Source organism: Hydrogenobacter subterraneus (assembly GCF_055390195.1).
In genome coordinates this window covers 1,283,071-1,300,879 of record NZ_AP042473.1, presented here as the reverse complement: position 1 = coordinate 1,300,879, position 17,809 = coordinate 1,283,071, and the positions used below count along the sequence as shown (strand labels likewise).

At 43.4% G+C, this 17,809-nt stretch carries 23 protein-coding genes and 1 tRNA gene; 12 read left to right on the top strand and 12 right to left on the bottom strand.

The window, feature by feature from the left end; genetic code table 11:
* Nucleotides 1–29: 29 nt before the first annotated feature.
* Together ACZ5GB_RS07165 and ACZ5GB_RS07160 are read left to right on the top strand one after the other, a co-directional pair.
* Nucleotides 30–422, top strand: a complete 393-nt coding sequence (locus ACZ5GB_RS07165) for a CZB domain-containing protein (protein WP_464326543.1) — start codon at nucleotides 30–32, stop codon at nucleotides 420–422.
* Nucleotides 423–553: 131 nt separating this feature from the next.
* A complete protein-coding gene (locus ACZ5GB_RS07160) occupies nucleotides 554–985 on the top strand; it encodes an Hsp20/alpha crystallin family protein (protein ID WP_464326542.1) in 432 nt (143 codons plus the stop codon).
* On the opposite strand, the gene murA is transcribed toward ACZ5GB_RS07160, so the two are convergent.
* The 4 genes from murA to hemA are packed head-to-tail and all read right to left on the bottom strand — an operon-like array spanning nucleotide 982 to nucleotide 3,886.
* Entirely contained in the window at nucleotides 982–2,268 is a 1,287-nt protein-coding gene (gene murA, locus ACZ5GB_RS07155; RefSeq protein ID WP_464326541.1) for a UDP-N-acetylglucosamine 1-carboxyvinyltransferase, read from the bottom strand. The genes ACZ5GB_RS07160 and murA overlap by 4 nt on opposite strands.
* Complete coding sequence (locus ACZ5GB_RS07150; RefSeq protein WP_464326540.1) at nucleotides 2,240–2,416, bottom strand: hypothetical protein; 177 nt, start codon at nucleotides 2,414–2,416, stop codon at nucleotides 2,240–2,242. The genes murA and ACZ5GB_RS07150 overlap by 29 nt, the downstream gene beginning before the upstream one ends.
* Nucleotides 2,413–2,712: an Lrp/AsnC ligand binding domain-containing protein gene (locus ACZ5GB_RS07145; RefSeq protein WP_464326539.1), complete on the bottom strand. Its 300-nt coding sequence runs from the start codon at nucleotides 2,710–2,712 to the stop codon at nucleotides 2,413–2,415. Before ACZ5GB_RS07145 ends, ACZ5GB_RS07150 begins: the two co-directional genes overlap by 4 nt.
* Nucleotides 2,657–3,886 carry a glutamyl-tRNA reductase gene (hemA, locus tag ACZ5GB_RS07140; protein ID WP_464326538.1) on the bottom strand — a complete coding sequence of 410 codons (1,230 nt, stop codon included), beginning with the start codon at nucleotides 3,884–3,886 and terminating at the stop codon, nucleotides 2,657–2,659. The genes ACZ5GB_RS07145 and hemA overlap by 56 nt, the downstream gene beginning before the upstream one ends.
* A 47-nt stretch (nucleotides 3,887–3,933) precedes the next feature.
* On the opposite strand from hemA, the gene hisS reads away from it, so the two are divergent.
* The gene (hisS, locus tag ACZ5GB_RS07135; RefSeq protein WP_464326537.1) at nucleotides 3,934–5,148 is read left to right on the top strand and encodes a histidine--tRNA ligase; all 1,215 of its coding nucleotides are present in this window, start codon (nucleotides 3,934–3,936) and stop codon (nucleotides 5,146–5,148) included.
* Here the strand turns inward: hisS and ACZ5GB_RS07130 are convergent.
* The 5 genes from ACZ5GB_RS07130 to ACZ5GB_RS07110 all read right to left on the bottom strand — a co-directional run bounded on the left by ACZ5GB_RS07130 (nucleotide 5,138) and on the right by ACZ5GB_RS07110 (nucleotide 9,919).
* Nucleotides 5,138–6,112, bottom strand: coding sequence for a sensor histidine kinase (locus ACZ5GB_RS07130; RefSeq protein ID WP_464326536.1), 975 nt, complete (start codon nucleotides 6,110–6,112; stop codon nucleotides 5,138–5,140). The two genes, hisS and ACZ5GB_RS07130, sit on opposite strands and share 11 nt — an antisense overlap.
* Complete coding sequence (locus ACZ5GB_RS07125) at nucleotides 6,102–6,749, bottom strand: response regulator transcription factor (RefSeq protein WP_464326535.1); 648 nt, start codon at nucleotides 6,747–6,749, stop codon at nucleotides 6,102–6,104. Before ACZ5GB_RS07125 ends, ACZ5GB_RS07130 begins: the two co-directional genes overlap by 11 nt.
* A 4-nt stretch (nucleotides 6,750–6,753) precedes the next feature.
* On the bottom strand, nucleotides 6,754–8,088 hold the full coding sequence (radA, locus tag ACZ5GB_RS07120) for a DNA repair protein RadA (protein ID WP_464326534.1): 1,335 nt from the start codon (nucleotides 8,086–8,088) through the stop codon (nucleotides 6,754–6,756).
* A complete protein-coding gene (locus tag ACZ5GB_RS07115) occupies nucleotides 8,085–9,479 on the bottom strand; it encodes an amino acid permease (RefSeq protein WP_464326533.1) in 1,395 nt (464 codons plus the stop codon). Before ACZ5GB_RS07115 ends, radA begins: the two co-directional genes overlap by 4 nt.
* Before the next feature lie 71 nt (nucleotides 9,480–9,550).
* Entirely contained in the window at nucleotides 9,551–9,919 is a 369-nt protein-coding gene (locus tag ACZ5GB_RS07110) for a serine kinase (RefSeq protein WP_464326532.1), read from the bottom strand.
* Between the two features lie 49 nt (nucleotides 9,920–9,968).
* On the opposite strand from ACZ5GB_RS07110, the gene ACZ5GB_RS07105 reads away from it, so the two are divergent.
* Together ACZ5GB_RS07105 and queC are read left to right on the top strand one after the other, a co-directional pair.
* Nucleotides 9,969–10,055 (top strand) — tRNA-Leu (locus tag ACZ5GB_RS07105).
* A gap of 3 nt (nucleotides 10,056–10,058) precedes the next feature.
* The gene (gene queC / locus ACZ5GB_RS07100; protein WP_464326531.1) at nucleotides 10,059–10,709 is read left to right on the top strand and encodes a 7-cyano-7-deazaguanine synthase QueC; all 651 of its coding nucleotides are present in this window, start codon (nucleotides 10,059–10,061) and stop codon (nucleotides 10,707–10,709) included.
* Here queC and pyrF read toward each other — a convergent pair.
* Genes pyrF through ACZ5GB_RS07085 form a run of 3 tightly spaced genes read right to left on the bottom strand, consistent with a single transcriptional unit; the run spans nucleotide 10,702 to nucleotide 12,817 of the window.
* Entirely contained in the window at nucleotides 10,702–11,373 is a 672-nt protein-coding gene (gene pyrF / locus ACZ5GB_RS07095; RefSeq protein ID WP_464326530.1) for an orotidine-5'-phosphate decarboxylase, read from the bottom strand. The two genes, queC and pyrF, sit on opposite strands and share 8 nt — an antisense overlap.
* On the bottom strand, nucleotides 11,366–11,977 hold the full coding sequence (hisH, locus tag ACZ5GB_RS07090) for an imidazole glycerol phosphate synthase subunit HisH (RefSeq protein WP_464326529.1): 612 nt from the start codon (nucleotides 11,975–11,977) through the stop codon (nucleotides 11,366–11,368). The genes pyrF and hisH overlap by 8 nt, the downstream gene beginning before the upstream one ends.
* A 3-nt stretch (nucleotides 11,978–11,980) precedes the next feature.
* Entirely contained in the window at nucleotides 11,981–12,817 is an 837-nt protein-coding gene (locus ACZ5GB_RS07085) for a cytochrome c biogenesis CcdA family protein (RefSeq protein WP_464326528.1), read from the bottom strand.
* A 121-nt stretch (nucleotides 12,818–12,938) separates the two neighbouring features.
* On the opposite strand from ACZ5GB_RS07085, the gene ACZ5GB_RS07080 reads away from it, so the two are divergent.
* The 7 genes from ACZ5GB_RS07080 to ACZ5GB_RS07050 all read left to right on the top strand — a co-directional run bounded on the left by ACZ5GB_RS07080 (nucleotide 12,939) and on the right by ACZ5GB_RS07050 (nucleotide 17,802).
* On the top strand, nucleotides 12,939–13,802 hold the full coding sequence (locus ACZ5GB_RS07080) for a class I tRNA ligase family protein (RefSeq protein ID WP_464326527.1): 864 nt from the start codon (nucleotides 12,939–12,941) through the stop codon (nucleotides 13,800–13,802).
* Between the two features lies 1 nt (nucleotide 13,803).
* Nucleotides 13,804–13,998, top strand: coding sequence for a hypothetical protein (locus ACZ5GB_RS07075; protein ID WP_464326526.1), 195 nt, complete (start codon nucleotides 13,804–13,806; stop codon nucleotides 13,996–13,998).
* A gap of 80 nt (nucleotides 13,999–14,078) precedes the next feature.
* Nucleotides 14,079–14,792, top strand: coding sequence for a carbon monoxide dehydrogenase beta subunit family protein (locus tag ACZ5GB_RS07070; protein ID WP_464326525.1), 714 nt, complete (start codon nucleotides 14,079–14,081; stop codon nucleotides 14,790–14,792).
* A 16-nt stretch (nucleotides 14,793–14,808) separates the two neighbouring features.
* Nucleotides 14,809–15,978, top strand: a complete 1,170-nt coding sequence (locus ACZ5GB_RS07065) for a transketolase C-terminal domain-containing protein (protein ID WP_464326524.1) — start codon at nucleotides 14,809–14,811, stop codon at nucleotides 15,976–15,978.
* 21 nt (nucleotides 15,979–15,999) lie between these two features.
* Complete coding sequence (locus ACZ5GB_RS07060; RefSeq protein WP_464326523.1) at nucleotides 16,000–16,866, top strand: thiamine pyrophosphate-dependent enzyme; 867 nt, start codon at nucleotides 16,000–16,002, stop codon at nucleotides 16,864–16,866.
* Between the two features lie 2 nt (nucleotides 16,867–16,868).
* On the top strand, nucleotides 16,869–17,552 hold the full coding sequence (locus ACZ5GB_RS07055; RefSeq protein WP_464327824.1) for a 2-oxoacid:acceptor oxidoreductase family protein: 684 nt from the start codon (nucleotides 16,869–16,871) through the stop codon (nucleotides 17,550–17,552).
* A gap of 25 nt (nucleotides 17,553–17,577) precedes the next feature.
* Nucleotides 17,578–17,802 carry a ferredoxin oxidoreductase gene (locus ACZ5GB_RS07050; protein ID WP_464326522.1) on the top strand — a complete coding sequence of 75 codons (225 nt, stop codon included), beginning with the start codon at nucleotides 17,578–17,580 and terminating at the stop codon, nucleotides 17,800–17,802.
* Nucleotides 17,803–17,809 lie beyond the last annotated feature (7 nt).

Sequence of the window (17,809 nt, the reverse complement as noted above, 5' to 3'; positions counted from 1 at the left end):
TAACAAGGTATAGAGAAGGGAGGTAAGCTATGGAACAAAGTCTTCAAGAGCTTAGAACTCTACTCAAAAGAATAGAACTAATCATAGCCCAGCATATAAACTATGTGGATAGGTTAAAAAAGAGCTTGAGGAGTGGCGAGGCCTTTCCTCACAAGAAATGTACCGAATGCGCCTTTGGTAAGCTTCTCTATTCTGAGGTATGGCCCAACAAGGACCAATATACGTTGGAGATTGCCAACCTTTTGGAAAACATAGAAAGGCTTCATTGCGATTTTCACCAAAAGGCCTTTGAGATAGAATCGGTGGCCACTCAAGAGGAGAAATTGAAAATATTAAAGGAAGTGGAAGAGTATTCCATGAGTTTGCTTAATCCTCTCTTATCCCTGAGGGGTAAGTTAAAAAGGCTATTCAACGAAGGTTAAACAGTGTGTTTCAAAAGGGCCGAACCGTAGGTAGAGTGGCCTTTTGATATTCCCCTCAAAAGATTCTTGACATTTTATAATATCGGACTAAAATTAATTTATGTAAAAACACTTAAAAGGAGGTGAGAGCCATGAGAAGAGGACTTATGCTATGGAGCCCGTTTGCAGAAATTGAACGCATAAGGAGAGAGTTTGATAGGCTTATGGAAGAGCTAATGCCAAGGGAAGAAGGTGAAAGGGTATTTGCCCCTGTGGTGGATGTATATGAGACAGACCAAGAGCTTGTTGTAAAGGCAGAACTTCCCGGCGTTAAGAAGGAGAATGTGGAAGTTACCATCAGAGACAACGCACTACATATAAGGGGAGAAAAGAAAGAAGAAAAGGAAGAGAAAACAGAAACCTACCACAGGGTTGAAAGGGTATACGGAAAGTTTGAAAGGGTTATACCTCTTCCTACCGATGTAAAGGTGGAAGCTGCAAAGGCAGAGTTTAAGGATGGCGTTTTGGAAATAAGGATACCAAAGGCTGAAAGCTCCAAAGAAAAGAAGATTGAAATAAGCTAAGACTCTCTTATGGGCAACCTCTCTATGGTTGCCCCAAGCTCTTTTAACTTTTTTTCAAGCCTTTCGTAGCCTCTGTCTAAGTGGTATATATCCCTTACCAAGGTATTCCCCTCTGCTACAAGCCCAGCCAAAACAAGGCTTGCGGAAGCTCTAAGGTCTGTGGAATAAACCTCTGCTCCATAAAGCCTTTCCACTCCCCTTACTATGGCAATCCTGTCTTTTACATGTATGTCTGCGCCCATCCTCTGAAGCTCTGCCACATGTTGAAATCGGTTTTCAAAGATATTCTCCCTTATTTCAGATACACCATCGGCAAGACAGCACAGGACCATAAATTGGGCCTGCATATCTGTAGGAAAGCCGGGGTATTCCATGGTAGATATGCTAAGTGGTTTTATATCTTTGCCACCCTTTACCCTCACTCTATCAAGGCTTAGGATTTCAAGGTCTGCGCCAGCTTCTCTTAACTTTTCCATAACGCTTCCAAGGTGTTCAACCCTTATGTCTTCAAGTACAATATCCCCACCTGTTATAAAGCCTGCCACCATGAGGGTCCCAGCCTCTATCCTGTCTGGTATAACTCTATGACTAAAGCCTCTAAGGTATGGATTTCCCCTTATAATGGCAGTTCTGTCTTCTATCTCTATCTCCGCTCCCATCTTTCTCAATACCTCTACAAGGTCCATAACTTCTGGTTCAAGGGCTATGTTCCTTAAAATACTTCTCTTTTCAAGCCTACTTAGGAAAAGAAGTGCGTTCTCAGTGCCAGTGACCGTTATTACCTCAAAGGTGTACTCTACTGGTTTTATTTCTTTTAACTCAAGGTGTATATAGCCATGCTTGATTTCTATATGGGCTCCTGCCCTTTCAAAGACTTTAAGATGTTGGTCTATGGACCTTACTCCTATGGAGCATCCTCCAGGCATAGAAACGACAGCTTTTCCAAACCTTGCCAAAAGTGGACCCATGACAAGCACGGAAGCCCTCATACGCCTTACCATTTCATCTGGAGCTTCATAACTCCTAAGGTATTTTGCGTTTAAACTTACCCTTCCTTCCTTGAACTCTGCTTCCACTCCCAAGTTCTGCAAAAGCTCAAGAGTTGTCCTTGTATCAAGTAAATCTGGAACGTTTTCTATTTGGCAAGTTTGGTCTGTGAGTATGCTTGCCATAAGTATGGGAAGGGATGCGTTCTTTGACCCAGAGACTCTTACTTTGCCCCTTAAGGGCCTTCCACCCTCAACCAAAAAGGCCTCAGAAGTATATAATATGGTGTTTTTCATCTTTGTTTATTATTATCTTTACCACATCGCCCTTCTTGGAGTAAAAAATCTCAACTCCATCATCCTCTTCTTTGTGTACTGCAGGCTCTTCCGAATATATAACCACAATCCTTTTTTCCTCTTCCACTACCAAAGGAAGATCTCTCATATCCTTACTACTACACAGGTAAGTGCCTCTTTTACTCCCTCCAAGGAGGGTATTTTGTTTATAACAAGCCTACCAAGCTCATCTTGATTCCTTAGTTCTGCAAAGACTATTATGTCGTAGGGTCCTGTTACCACATCCGCTGTCTTTATACCCTCAAAGGTTGAAAGGGCAAGCATAATGGATGGTATCTCCCTTGGGTCAGCCTTTATGAGTATGTAAGCCTTTATAGAGTACTCGCTTTCAAGCTCCATTAGCTCTGTTATGGACATAGGATAGTTTTCGCCCTGTGTTTGCATCTTCTACCTCCTGCAGGAATATTTTAACCAACTTTTCGGCCAAGGATGGGTCTTTTCTTATCTCTTCTATGGCTTTATGGATTAATCTTTTCAACATAGGGTTGTTGTCTTGCATGAAGCTCCAACTTTCCTTAATTCTTATTATTATGTCTTCCACTTCCAGCACCTGTAGCCATTTCATAAACTTTCCCACCTCATCCCAAACTATTATCTCACCCTTTTCCTTTTCCTTTAGTCTTTCCTTTAGGTTCTTTTCTGCCACATCCTGAAGGTCGTCAATATCATAAAGAAATACTTCATCAATTTGACTTATGGCAGGGTCTACATTCCTTGGTACAGAAATATCTATGAAGAATATGGGCTTGTAGCCCCTTTTCTTTATGGCTTTTTTTACCATTTGATAGTCTATGATGTACTTTTTACTTCCCGTAGAAACTATAACTATATCAAACTCATGAAGGTAGTCCGCAAGTTCTTCAAACCTAAGCACATTTCCTTCCAGCTCCTTAGCAAGCTCCACAGCCCTCTCATAAGTTCTATTGGTTATAAAGAGATGAGCTTTTAGCTTTTTTAAGTACTTGGCAGAAAGCTCTGCCATTTCACCCGCACCTACCAAAAGCACCTTTACATTGGCGAGATTACCGAATATCCTTTTGGCAAGTTCCACTGCCACATAGCTTACAGATATGGCATTCCTCCCTATACCCGTCTCCGTCCTAACCCTCTTGGCTGTCCTCAGAGCCTTTTCATAAAGTCTGTTTAATACCTTTCCTGTACAGCCAAGCTCTTTTGCTATTCGGTAAGCTTCCTTAAATTGGCTTACTATCTGAGTTTCTCCCACCACCATAGATTCCAAACCGCTTGCCACCCTAAAAACATGGGCAACAGCCTTATCTCCCTCCAAAAAGAAGGAATTTTTTCTAATTTTTACATCTGCACCCTTTAGTCTTATAAGTTCAAGGACAAGCTTATCTATGGCTTCATAATTCTCTGCAACGCCGTAGACCTCCACCCTATTGCATGTGGATAAGAGCATAAGCTCCTTAATACCATCTATGGTTTTTAAAGGTGGAAGAAGATAGTATGCATCATCTCTACTACAGGCGAGAAGCTCTCTATCTTCTACTGGGGCAGTTTTAAAATTTACGCCCCATGCAAATATGCGATTCATCATGTATAAATATATTACTCCACCATAGGCCAGAAGTATAATTTATCTTTATGCCAGAATTTCAGAGCGTAAGAGGCTTTCATGACCTTTTTGGAGAAGAGCTTAAAAGGTTTAGGTATGTTTCAAACCTCATAAGAGAAAAGCTAAGGCTTTATAACTTTGAGGAGATAATACTTCCTGTGGTGGAATACCTTGAGGTCTTTCAAAGGAGCATAGGTGAAGCCACAGATATAGTGCAAAAGGAGATGTTTGCCTTTCAGGACAGAAAAGGCAGATGGCTTGCCTTAAGGCCCGAAGGCACCGCAGGTGCAGTAAGAGCCTATGTGCAAAACAGGCTGTATGCTCTAAAGCCTTACGTAAAGCTCTTTTATGAAGGTCCCATGTTCCGTTATGAGCGCCCACAGGCTGGTAGATACAGACAGTTTCACCAAATCGGTGCAGAGGTCTTTGGTTCCTTGGACCCCCATGTGGATGCGGAAATAATCCAGCTTGTTTATGAGATTTTGTCGGAGTTAAAGGTGGAAGTTATCATAGAGATAAACTCCATAGGTTGTAAGGTTTGCAGGCCAGCATACAGGGAGGCTTTAATAAACTACCTTAACACGGTTGAGGGTGGTCTCTGTGAAGTTTGTCTTGATAGAAAGGATAGGAACCCCCTTAGGGTGCTTGATTGTAAGGTCCCCACCTGTAAGGAGGCGGTTAAAGAAGCTCCAAAGATGGTAGATTTTCTTTGTGAGGAATGTTCTCAGCATTATTCAAAGCTAAAGGAATATTTAACAGTTCTTTCCATACCATATAGAGAAAATCCAAACTTGGTAAGAGGTCTGGACTATTACACAAAAACTGTATTTGAAGCAGTTTCTACAGAACTTGATATAACTGTCATAGCAGGTGGAAGGTATGATTACCTTGTAGAGGAGTTTGGAGGACCACCCACGCCTGCCATAGGCTTTGCTGTGGGTGTAGAAAGGCTTTCTATGCTTGTAAAAGACCTTCCATTGGAGGAACCTCTATACGTGGTTGTGCCTTTTGGTGATGTTATGGACTATGCCCTTATGGTGGCCAAAAGCCTCAGGTCAGAAGGGAAGAGGGTAGAGGTTTCTTACAGAAAGGGAGGCCTCAAAAAACAGCTTGAGTTTGCCCATAAGATAGGCGCCCAGTATGCGGTTATAGTGGGTGAGGAGGAAAAGGCAGGAGGCTTTTACACACTAAAGAATATGGAAACGGGAGAGCAGGTAAGGGTGGAACTTAGCCCTATCTTTTAGCAAAGCTAAGGAAAACCGTATAGCCTTTTTTTATCCTTACATTCAAGCTAAAACCATATCTTTTAACCACTTCTTTTGTTAATTCAAAGCCCAAACCCATGCCGGAGTTTTCCACATGGCTTACATCATTTCTTATTATCAAAGCACCAACCTTAGGACATATTTTGATATGCACCATGCTTTTTGAGTGTTTTATTGCATTGCTAATCAAGTTATAAAGCACATCATCAAGGTCTGCCCTGTTCATAAAAACCTGCATGTCCTTTAAGTGAAGTATTAACCTCTTTCTTTTAAGCTCCTCATCAAAGTAAGATAAACTTTCCAATATAAGCTCTTTTACATTGAGGAAATCCTTCTCCAGTTTTATGTTTTCTCTTGCCAAGTTGGTGAATATACTAAAATCCCTTTGAGCTTTTAATACACTTTTTTCTATCCTTTGTATATTTCTATCCTCTGGGTATGATTTTTTTAGCAAAGCGATCAGAACCTTTTGAGTGGATATGAAGTTTCCCAATCGGTGAGTTAAGGCAAGCATTAGTCTTTTTATCCATTCTTCCTTCTCTTTAAGCCTTTTTATATAACCTTCTACCACCGTTTGATATAAGAAAACAAGGGCCAAAACCAAGAAAAACTCCACTATAAGAAGCCTTTTCATAAGCTGGTTTATCCTCTCGTTAAGATATTCCTTTTTAATGCCTACCTTTACACTTTTAAAGGGGTCTAAGGGGTTATCAAAGACATAAACTCTATATAGTTCTTCTGGAAATGGGTTTATTACCACCCTTTCATCGCCTTTATACTCCTTGTTGTGTAGATAGATGGTAAAACTTTGATAGGCAAGTCTATATATATGCTCTTCCTCTATCTTTTTTACCTCAAGGAATACGGTAAGGTTTATAAGGCTTAGGCCCAAAACCAACAAAAGGAATAGGGAAATATAAAGCCAAAGCTTTTCAAGGTTCAACTCTGTATCCCCAGCCCTTCTTTGATGTTATAAAGCCTTCCGGCAGGACCTTTCTCAAGTTCTTTATGTGGGTTCTAACCACCTCATCACCCACCACCTCATCACCCCAAACGTAGTTAAGTAGCTCTTGTGTAGGTACATACCTTCCCCTGTTTTCCACCAAGTACTTTAACAAAAGCCAATCCTTTTTAGCAAGGTTTACTTCTCTGCCATCCACACAAACCCGACCTGCCTCAAGGTCTATCTCCACTCTGCCAAGGCGTAGCTTTTCCTGCCTTACCACCCTTCTGTGTAAGGCTTTTATCCTTAGGAGCAGTTCCTTTGGTTCAAAGGGCTTTGTAAGATAGTCGTCCGCACCAAGAGAAAAGCACCTTTCCTTATCCTCAAGCCTTCCCTTTGCCGTAAGTATAAGCACGGGCGTATTGTTCCCCCTTTTTCTTAGCTCCTTTAAAAGATCTTCTCCACTCACATGTGGCATCATAAGGTCCAACACTATCACATCATAACAAGACACTTCAAGCAAATCAAAAAACTCCCTACTGTCCTCTATCCAATCCACCACAAGCCCTTCCGAGTTTAAATATTCCTTTAAAGACTCCCCCAAAAGCTTGTCATCTTCTACCAACAGAACCTTCACAAGTTTAAATTATAAGTTCAATCGCATCCCTTATATGCCCTACTGGAAAGATTTCTGCCCCATCTATCTCCACCACTGCACCCTTTGGCACTATGGCCTTTTTATAGCCAAAGCGTAGCCCTTCTTTTATTCTTTCCTCCGCGAAATGCACAGACCTTACCTCACCAGATAGACCAAGCTCCCCAAAGACTATAAAATCACCCACAGGCTTATCCTTTACAGAGCTAACTACTGCCAAGGCTACTGCAAGGTCTATGGCTGGCTCTTCCACCCTTACCCCGCCCACTATATTTACAAACACATCCCTATCCCTTGTAAATACCTTTGCCTCCTTTTCAAGCACGGCAAGTATTAAAGATAGCCTGTTTGGGTCAAAGCCTTGAGTTCTTCTCTGTGGAGTGGTATAGAGTGCGTGAATGGTAAGCGCCTGAACCTCAAGAAGAACGGGCCTGCTTCCTTCTGTGTGTGGGAAGATAACGCTACCGGGAGAACCAACCCTTTCCTGAAGGAAGAAGGCGGAAGGCTCCAAAACTTCCTCAAGCCCATAACTGGACATTTTAAAGACTGCCACATTACCGCTTGCACCAAATCGGTTTTTTACCACCTTTACCACCCTGTAGAAGTTAAACCTTTCTCCTTCAAAGTAAAGCACCGTATCCACAAGGTGTTCAAGCACCTTTGGACCAGCCAATAGGCCTTCTTTGTTTACCTGACCAACAATAAACAAAGGAATACCCAAGGACTTACAAGCTTCCGCCAGCCTAAAGGCACACTCCCTTACCTGCGCCACAGAACCCGGAGAAGACTCAAGGCTTGAACTATACATGGTCTGTATAGAATCAACCACAAGCAGAGAAGGCTCTTCTACTTTGATTGTCTCCAAAAGGTTTTCAAGGTTTGTCTCTGGAAAGGTCAAAAGCTTGTCTGAACCCACGCTTAGCCTTTTGGCCCTTATGGCGATCTGGGAGGGTGATTCTTCGCCGGAGACATATAAAACCCTTCCATATCTTTTTGAAAATCTATCTGAAAGCTGTAAAAGTAAGGTAGACTTGCCTATGCCAGGCTCTCCAGCCAAAAGGACCACCTGGCCCTTTACAATGCCACCACCAAGGGCCTCATCAAGATTTGAAAAGCCTGTGGTTAATCTGGTTGGTAGGTCTTCCACCCAGCTGAGGACGGGCTGAGGTGGTTTGTATGGAGTGGCTAAGCTTGAAGTCTTGGGCAGGTTCTTCTCTTCTACCATACTGTTCCAAGCACCACAAGAAGGGCACTTTCCCATCCACTTAGGGCTTGAATATCCACACTCTTGACAAACAAAGTAGCTTTTTTCTTTTTTCATTCTATGGTCGTGCTTCTTTCATAAGCTTTGCTGTTTTTGTAGCCATACAAGGCATAGACCACCATGCCTATGGCGTTCCAAACTACAAACCTTATCCATGTCTCTTTTGGAAGTCCAGCCATGATAAATAGCAAGAATATTAAATTAATAGGAAGGAGAAGCTTGGCAAGAGGCACCTTAAAAGTGGCCGTAGATTCATCGCTTATCCTTAAAAGTATAACTCCAACACCTACCATAAAATAGGCAAAGAGAGTTCCTATATTTACCAACTCCGCCAGAGTTTTTAAAGGTACAAAGCCAGCCAAAAGGGATATGACTATACCACCCACAAGGGTGGCCATATATGGTGTTTTAAAGGTAGGATGGACTGCCGATAGTTTGTCTGGTAAAAGGCCATCCCTAGAAAGTGCAAAGATAATGCGTGTAAAGCCCAAACCCATAACTATAAGCACGCTTGTAATCGTGATTACTGCTCCTGTGGTTATTATGTTTGCCACCCACTTTTCTCCCACCTTATACATGGCATAGGCCAGTGGATACTCCACATTAAGCTCTTTATAATTTACCATGCCCACAAGCACAAAGGCCACAGACATATAAAATAGCGTGCTTATAATCAAAGAACCTATAAGGCCTATTGGCACATTCCTTGTAGGATTTTTTGTCTCCTCTGCCACCGTAGAAACAGCGTCAAAGCCCAAATAGGCAAAAACTATGAGAGAAGCAGCATGCCAAACACCTTGCCAGCCGTAAGGAAGAAAATCCTTAAGTATGTTTTCCATGTTTATGTGTTTTATGCCAAAGATGATAAACAAGGAAAGGACCGTTAGTTTAATTAGAACAATGAATGTATTCACTCTTGCGCTTTCCTTTATTCCTAAGGTCAAAAGTCCAAAGACCAAAAGAACAACAAGAAAGGCAAAAAGGTCCATATAGGTCCCCTTGGAAGGGTCAAAGGCACCTGAAAGAGCTTTTGGAAGCTCAAGGCCAAAGTTTTGGTGCAAAAAGGTGCGCACATATCCAGACCAACCCGTAGCTACAGCAGCTACCGCAATACCATACTCAACCAGAAGGTTCCACCCTACCAACCAAGCCATTATTTCTCCAACGGTAGCATAGGTATAGCTATAGGCACTTCCAGATATGGGATAGGCAGAGCTTAGCTCGGCATAAACCAAAGCGCTTATACCTATGGCAACGGCGCACAAAAGAAAGGAAAATACGATGGCAGGCCCAGCATAAAGGGCGGAAGCCTGACCAGCTATGACGAATATACCCGCACCTATAATGGCACCTATGCCCAAGAAGATAAGGTCAAAAACCCCAAGTTTTCTTGGAAACCTCCCTTCATCTACTACGTAGCATTTTTTTCTCAATACTTCTTTAAACATAACATCTTAAATTATAGTTCAACGATATACGATGAAAAATCTGCTTGTCTAAAATTAGCAACCTCAGAACTTTATTTTGCACCTTCTCCTTTGTTTTGAGCTATCAAACTCCAGATAAGATAAGCCACAGGTTCTGGTACTATTACGGTTTTCCTATTAGAGCTTTGGCTAAGTATTTCATGAAGTTCCGTTCTTATAACAGCATTGCCTGTGAGTTCAAAAAGCACATCTATGGAATCTTCCAAAGCTCTAAGCATATCCCTTGCATCCCTAAAATAGGCTATGCCTCTTTCCTTAGCCAGCTTAACGCTTTCAAGCTCTTCTCTTGGCTCTGCTACCGCTATGATTTTGACATTTTCAGAGTTTACACTCAGTAAAGCTTGCAAAAACTGGCTTCCTACCTTTCCGAGACCGGCTATGGCAACGTTTATACGCCTCAATGTTAAACCTCCTTGTAGTCTTGTAAATATATTGTATAATTTATCCTTAGCCGGAGTGGCGGAACTGGCAGACGCAGGGGATTCAAAATCCCCCGCCCGCAAGGGCGTGCGGGTTCGACTCCCGCCTCCGGCACCAAAGATGAAAAGAGTTATAGTTTTACTTTCTGGTGGAATGGATAGCGCCACCCTCTTGTGGCTGTGCAAAAGGGAGTTTGAAGAGGTCTATGCTCTCTCTTTTGACTATGGTCAGAGGCATAAGGTAGAGTTAAAATACGCCAAGGAACTGGCAAGGCTTGCTGGTGTCAAAGAACACATTATAGTAGAAGTACCACACTACAGACTTATAAAAGGCTCGGCCCTCTTGGAAGGTGGCCCACAAGTGCCGGAGGGGCCTTATGGTGAAGAAGTTCCCCCCACCAACGTACCCATGAGAAACCTCGTATTTCTTGCCATTGCAGGCTCCTTTGCAGACAGCTATGAGATTAACCATATAGCCATAGGAGTGCATGCCCTTGACACTCCCTATCCAGACTGTAGGGTGGAGTTTATAACCGCCATGGAATCCGCCATAAACTCTGCCTCAGCCTATGTGGCAAGGACAAAAAGAAGGATAAGCCTGTATGCTCCCTTTTTGGGAATGAGCAAAACGGATATTGCAAGACTTGGAAAAGAACTTGGAGTACCTTTTGAAAAGACCTACTCTTGTTATATGGGAACGGAGCCTCCCTGTGGTGTATGCGCCACATGCTTACAAAGGCAAGAGGCACTAAGAAGTATTGGCCTTATGTGATCCTAAGGAGTATCTCTTCCACCTTCTTTATTGGGTTTTCTGCCCTTAATACACTCCTCCCCATTACAAGGATATCTGCACCAGCCTCAAGGGCCTCTTCAATGCTTACCACTCTTTTTTGATCTTCCGTAGGCTCTCCCTCCAGCCTTATGCCCGGCACCACTATGAGAAAGCTTCCCTGTACCCTTTCCCTTATCATCTTAGCCTCAAGCCCGGAGCATACCACACCATCCATACCCAGCTCCACACCATTTTTTACAAGGTTTATCACATACTCCTCCCTTCCTAAGCATACCCCCATCTCTTTTAGGTCCTCTTCTTGAAGGCTTGTAAGTAAGCTAACACCAAGGAGCTTTAACTTTCCCTTTGAGCTTACCGCTTGACTTAGTGCTTCTTTTCCGGAACTTAAATGCACAGTAAGATAATCCGCTCCCAGGTCCTTTGCAGAGAGAACACCCTCTTTTACCGTGTTTGGTATGTCGTGAAGCTTTAGGTCCAGAAAAAGCTCAAAGCCGTTTTCTTTTACCTTGTCCGTTATTGCCCTATGATGGCTTATAAATAGTCTGTAGCCCACCTTGAAGATTAAAGGATAACCTCTTAAAGATTTGACAAGCTCTATTGCTTGCAAAAAGTTTGTGTCAAGGGCTACGCAAAGCTTAGCCATACACCCTCCTTCTGAAGTTTTCAAGGATTTTAAGGCCTACCTTTTGACTTTTTTCTGGGTGGAACTGCACTGCAAAGATGTTTTCATATTCTATGGAAGATACAAAGTCTATGCCATAGTCGGTCGTGGTAAGGATAATGTCTTTTTTCTTTGGTACCACATGGTAAGAATGGACAAAATAAACGTATTCTCCATCCTTTATACCTTCAAGCAAAGAAGATGGCTTTTTCTTCCAAAGTTGGTTCCAACCTATGTGTGGCACCTTAACGCTTGTGGGAAGAAGCACCACCTCACCTTCTACCACACCAAAGCCTTTAGCTTCTCCAAACTCATAGCTTTTTTCAAAAAGAAGTTGCAAACCAAGGCATATACCAAAATAAGGCTTTCCCCTTTCAATATGCCTTATTATCTCTCCATAAAGTCCCATCCTCCTTAGGTTTTCAACCGCATCCTTGAAAGCTCCCACACCGGGCAAAGCTATAGCATTGGCCTTTTTTACATCTTCTGGGTCTGAACTAACCTTAACCCTAAAGCCTACCTTTTCAAGAGCCTTTGAAACACTCCTTAAGTTCCCCATTCCATAATCTACTATAAGGATATCCAAGGTCTATCCTCCAAGGATGGCAGATATTTCGGCCAGCTTGCCAGTGGTTATCAAAAAGCCAAGCAAGATAAGAAGAAAGCCACCAACTATTTCCACCAATCCAAAGAACTTGCTAAACTTGCGCACAAAGCCGAGGAAGGCAGAAAGAAGACCACCGGCTATCAAAAAGGGTATGCCAAGTCCAAGGGAGTAGGCAAAGAGCAAGGTGGCACCCTGAAGGGCAGTTTCTTGCTGACTTGCATAAAGGAGTATGGACCCAAGCACAGGACCTATACAAGGACTCCAACCAAAGGCAAAGAACATACCCATGAAAAGGGCCCCTATACCCGCTATATTTCCTTTCACTTCCTTCCTCATCTGCCTGTATAGAATCTCATGCAAGCCAAAGAGGTAGAGGAAGGCAACCATTAATATTATGCCAAGGATGTCAAAAAGAAGTTTTTGAGAAATAACACCAAAGAAAAATAGAGCTATAAAGAGAGAAGCAATTCCCAAAAGCTCCTTTAAAAAGTTTTGCCTCAACATAAGGCCAGCAAAGTGTAGGCCAAAAAAGACAACCAAACTACCACCCACTTTGGCTATATAAATTTGATATTCTCTGAGTAATCCGCCAATTCCTGTGGCGGTGGCCCCCATAAGTGTAAAGATTATGGAAAAGCCTATTACAAAGAGAAGGGAAGCACTAAAAACCTTCCAATTAAAACTTCCACCTTCCTTGGCTTCTTGCGCCCCCACACCGGATATGTATGAAAGATAACCAGGTATTATAGGCAAAACACACGGAGAAAGAAAGGAAAGGATACCCGCACTAAAGGCTATCAAAAGCGATATTTCACCCATTGCGTACCTCCATGTGATTAATATATTACTTCAAAACGCCAGGTAAGGAATTTATCCCTGTTCGTCCCATTTTATTGTTCAATTAATTTTTTACCTCACCTTTTGTTTTAATATTATTCCTATGAAAGTTAAGGAATTCCTAAAGGAGAACAACCTTAGCATAGGCGACAACTTTTACTTGCTATTAAATAAGCTTGGGCTTGAAAAAGAAGAATACATAAGGGCTTTGGAGACAAGGATTGGAGAATCTGCCAAGATGTCCAAGTCAAAGGGCAACACGGTGGACCCAGAAGAAGCCATAAATAGGTATGGTGCGGACACCATAAGGCTTTACATACTCTTTGCAGGCCCTGTAGAAAAGGATTTTGAATGGACAGAGGAAGGAGTCCAAGGAGCCTTTAGATTTCTAAAAAGGCTGTGGAACTTTTTTCATAACCACCTTGATAAGATAAAAGACATCTCTTACACAAGGGAAGACTTTTTGGACCTATCGGGCAAGCCAAAAGAGATAAGACACAAGACCCACCAAACTTTAAAGAAATATCTTGCAAGCATGGAGGACCTTTCCTTCAATACGGCCATAGCCGGTATAATGGAGCTTCTAAATAGCCTCCAAGATTTTGAAGTCTCTTCCACCACAGATTGCAAGGTTTTAAAAGAATCCATTGAGATAATCCTCTTTATGCTATACCCCATCACACCCCACCTGTGCGAAGAACTATGGCAAAGGCTTGGCTATGAAAGGCTTATGCCCTATTATCCTTTCCCTATGCCAGATGAAAAGGCCCTTGCCCTTGAAGAGATAGACCTACCGGTGCAGGTAAACGGAAAGTTAAGGGCAGTCATAAGAGTGCCGGTGGATGCGGAAGAAAGCATAGTAAAGGAAATAGCCCTAAGGGACCAAAGGGTAAGCCAGTGGATAAACGGCAAAGAGTTAAAGAAGGTCATATATATCAAAAACAAGCTTCTTAACCTGGTGGTTTAAGATGGAGAACCTTATAAACTTGCTGATATTTTTTGCAAAGCTTTTGCTTGTGATGTTCTTAGTAGGTGCCCCCCTCCTTCTTATAATCATCTTTATAGCGGATAAAGTATATAAGAAGATTGAATCAAGGTATGAGGAGCTGAGGGAAAAAAGAATAAGGGAGCTTGAAGAGAAGGAGAAGGAAGAAAAAGGATGATTTTTATCATACTATTTCCCCCTTGACACTCCTTAAGCTCATGCTAATTTTTTAATAACCTACTTTTAAGGAGGTAAGGCATGCCAATGGAAGTTTTGCCAGGCCCATCTGGATACATACCAACCCCTGCAGCCTTTGAGGGTGTGGAACTACCACCACCGGGAAAGGCCTTGCTTTATGGAAAGATAGTGGATGAAGAAGTAGCCATGAGAGAGGCCGCAAAGGCTATGCTCACAAGGAGAAATCCTACCATATTCCCTGGTCCACTGGTTCTCTGGGGTTGGAACGCCAGCGCCATGGAAAAGGCAAAGGCAGTGCTTGAGCTGGCCATGGAGATACCAAACTGTAGGATCATACCCATGCCAGACTACAGGCCCAAATATCCCAAGATAGACCCGGAGGCTGAGATAAACCCCAACCATCCAAACCTTACCATTCTTCACAATAAGATAGAAGCCTGTATTTTTGTAGGCGTGCATTGCCACTACGCCAACCTATCCCTTAGGATGATAAGGGCTGGAACAAATTGCTTTACCATAGCCCTTTGTGCAGAGATGGGCCATGAAGATGCTATGGTATCTCTGAGGGATGTGCATGCCGACGAGATAAGAAGATTTAAAGACGTACTTATACAAGTTAGGGAAGAGCTTGGAATAAAGTGGGAGCCAAAGCTTCCACCGGAGAACCCATCCCTACCCAAAGAAGAATATCAAACTCTGTCAGTCCTTGACTATGGTGAGTATTCTTATCTTTTGATCCCCAGAAGGGGAGAACAAGTTACAGAAAGCGAATAAAAGCGGAGGTAATGCCATGCCAGAACAAAAGGTTGTAGATGCAGATTATCTTCTTTTAGAGGCACCAAGGGAAAGAAAGTTTATAACTGGTGCCCAAGCAATGGCAGAGGCCGTAAAGCGTGCCAATGTAGATATAGCCATAGCCTACCCCATCACGCCCCAGTCTGAAGTTATGCACCTTGTGGGAGACCTATGGGCGCAGGGCTATCTTAAGGACTACTATAGGGCAGAGGAAGAATACGGCGCCATGTCCGCCATAGCTGGAGCCGTTAGGGGTGGTGCAAGGGCCTTTTCTGCCACATCTGGTCCAGGTCTTTTGAGAGGTCTTGAAGCCATAGTTTCTTGGCCAGGCCATAGAATACCTGCAGTTCTTGGTGTACTCACCAGAGTTGTAAATGCTCCCCTTTCCATACAGCCGGATAATGTGGAGATCGCATACCTCTTGCATTCTGGTATTGTGGTCTTGCATGCCGAAAACCAGCAGGATGTTTTTGATTTTACCCTTGCAAGCTTTGTAATATCGGAAAAGGTTGATGTTTATATCCCTATAGCAGTATGCACAGAGGGATTCTTTGTTACCCACGCCAAAGGCTATGTAAATATGACACCAGAGGATATGAAGCTTCCACCAAGGGACCCATACAAAGCACCCGTTCCGCCTACCGACTGTGAAATACCACCCGCAAGGATACAAAGGGATGCCCCAGTGCAAAAGTCCAACTTTATGAGCTACCTTATACACGCCGTATGGCAACAAGAGGTTTGGGCTTCCAACATAAGGGCTATGAAATACATATACAAGTACCTTGGAGGGCCCATAGAGGTGGTAAATCCAGACGCAGAGGTCTTTGTGGTAGCCTCTGGCTGTGCGGCAGCCCAAGGAAGGGAGGCCGTAAGGTATGCCCAGATGGAAGGGCTAAACGTTGGCCTTGTAAAGGTAAAGTCCATAAGACCCTTCCCAGAGAAGGAGATAAGGCAGGTCCTTTCCAAGGCAAAGGCGGTGATAATACCCGAGCATAACATAGTAGGTTGGCTTGCCAAGGAAGTAAAGGCAAGCATACCAGACAACGATAAGGTTATAGGTGGCCCAAGGGTCTACGGTGGCATGACCTTGCCCGTAGAACTTATCATGGAAAAGATATACCAAGTTCTTGGTATAAAGAAGGAAAGAAAGGTCGTTGTATAAAAACTTTAAGGAGGTGTAAAGATGGGCTTGGAATATGTAAGGATTTCACCAGGCTTTGAGAAATATATGCCCAAGGACTATGTGGACTTGGTCCAGTATGGGCAGTTTGGCAAGCAGATAGATGTTCAACAGCTCGGCCAGTTCAAAGAGCTTGTGGAAGAGCATCCCATGTGTGCCGGATGTTTTATGGCATACTTCATAAGGGTCTTCTACGCAGCCCTTCCCAATCCAGAAGACACCATAGTGATAGGAACTGCAGGGTGCGCAAGGCTTGCCCTTTCTCAGGCAGCTGTGCCTTTCATATATGGAAACTACGGAGATACAAACGCTGTAGCCTCTGGCCTAAAGAGGGCTTTGAGCATCAGGTTCCCAGACAAGGTAAAGGATGTGGTGGTTATAGCTGGAGACGGTGGCCTTATAGACATAGGCTTTGGTATGACCATGCATTCTTGGTTTAGAAGAGAGAAATTCACCACCATAATGGTGGATAACGAGGTTTATGGAAACACTGGAGGCCAAGAGAGCGGTATGTCCCCCAAGGGCGTTCAGCTCAAGATGGCTCCGAAGGGTAAGCAGTTTGATAAGATAAACGCAGTGGAGCTTGCCAAGACGGCTGGTTGTGTGTATGTGGCAAAGCTTGCACCCACAAACCCCAAAAGGATAGCCAAAACAATAAGGAGAGCCATCCTTGCCGCAAGGCATTTTGGCCCCACCTTTATACACGCCTACACTTCTTGCAACATAGAATACTCCATACCTACAGAAAAGGTGCTTGAAGATGCCAGAAAGAGGGAAAAGCAAGACTTCGCATTCTATGAGTGGATGACGGACGAGGTAAAGGAATTCTTTGAAGAGCTTGAGAGGAAGCAAGAGGAGGTAAAGGCATGAGCATGAAAAGGTATAACATCAGAATAGCTGGTGTTGGTGGGCAGGGGGTGGTGACCTCCGCCCACATCCTTGGTAATGCCATGTCCGCCGCAGGCAAGTATGCCACCCTTGTGCCTTTCTTCGGTTCCGAAAAGAGGATGGCTCCTGTGGAAGCTTATGTGAGGGTTTCAGACCAACCCATATACGAAGTGGGTGAGGTGGTCTATCCAAACGTGATAATGATATACCATCCCCAAGTTATAACCCATGGAAAGTCTTACACCATGCCCTTCTACTCTGGCCTTAAGGAAAATGGTATTGTCATAATCAACACGGAAGTGGATATAATCCCACCAGAAGACTGGGCAGTTCTAAAAGAGCTAAACACAAGGGTGTATATGTTCCCAGCTACAAAGGTGGCCCTTGAGATAGCCGGCACAGAGCTTGCCACAAACATGGCCATGATAGGCCTCTTCTTTGGAATAACCAGGTTGGTAGGCTTTGAACACATAGAGCAGGCAGTAAGAGAGAGGTTCTTAGGTAATACCTTTGTGGCCTCCGGTGGTACCACAGCCCTTGACAGTGCCATAGAAAAGAAGTTCAAGAAGAAGATGGAACTCCTTGAGAAGAACATGCAGGTTATAAGAGAGGCCTTTAAGATAGCGGAGGAAAGGGGCTGGGTAGAAGAGGAAGCTTTAACAAGCTAAAATATTTTTAGGAGGCAAGGCGGATATGTACTATGTGGCTGATGTGAAGGAGTCTGATTGTGCAAAGTATAACTGTAAGCAGTGTGTGCTTTTCTGCCCAGAGCCGAATACCCTTATGTATCATGATTCAAAGCATGTGGCATGGGTAAACTACTCAAGGTGTAAGGGCTGTGCCATATGCGTCTATGTTTGCTCTGACCTTCTAAAGAGGAACTGCATACAGATGGTTATGATGACGCCGGGAGAGTAAAGGGAGG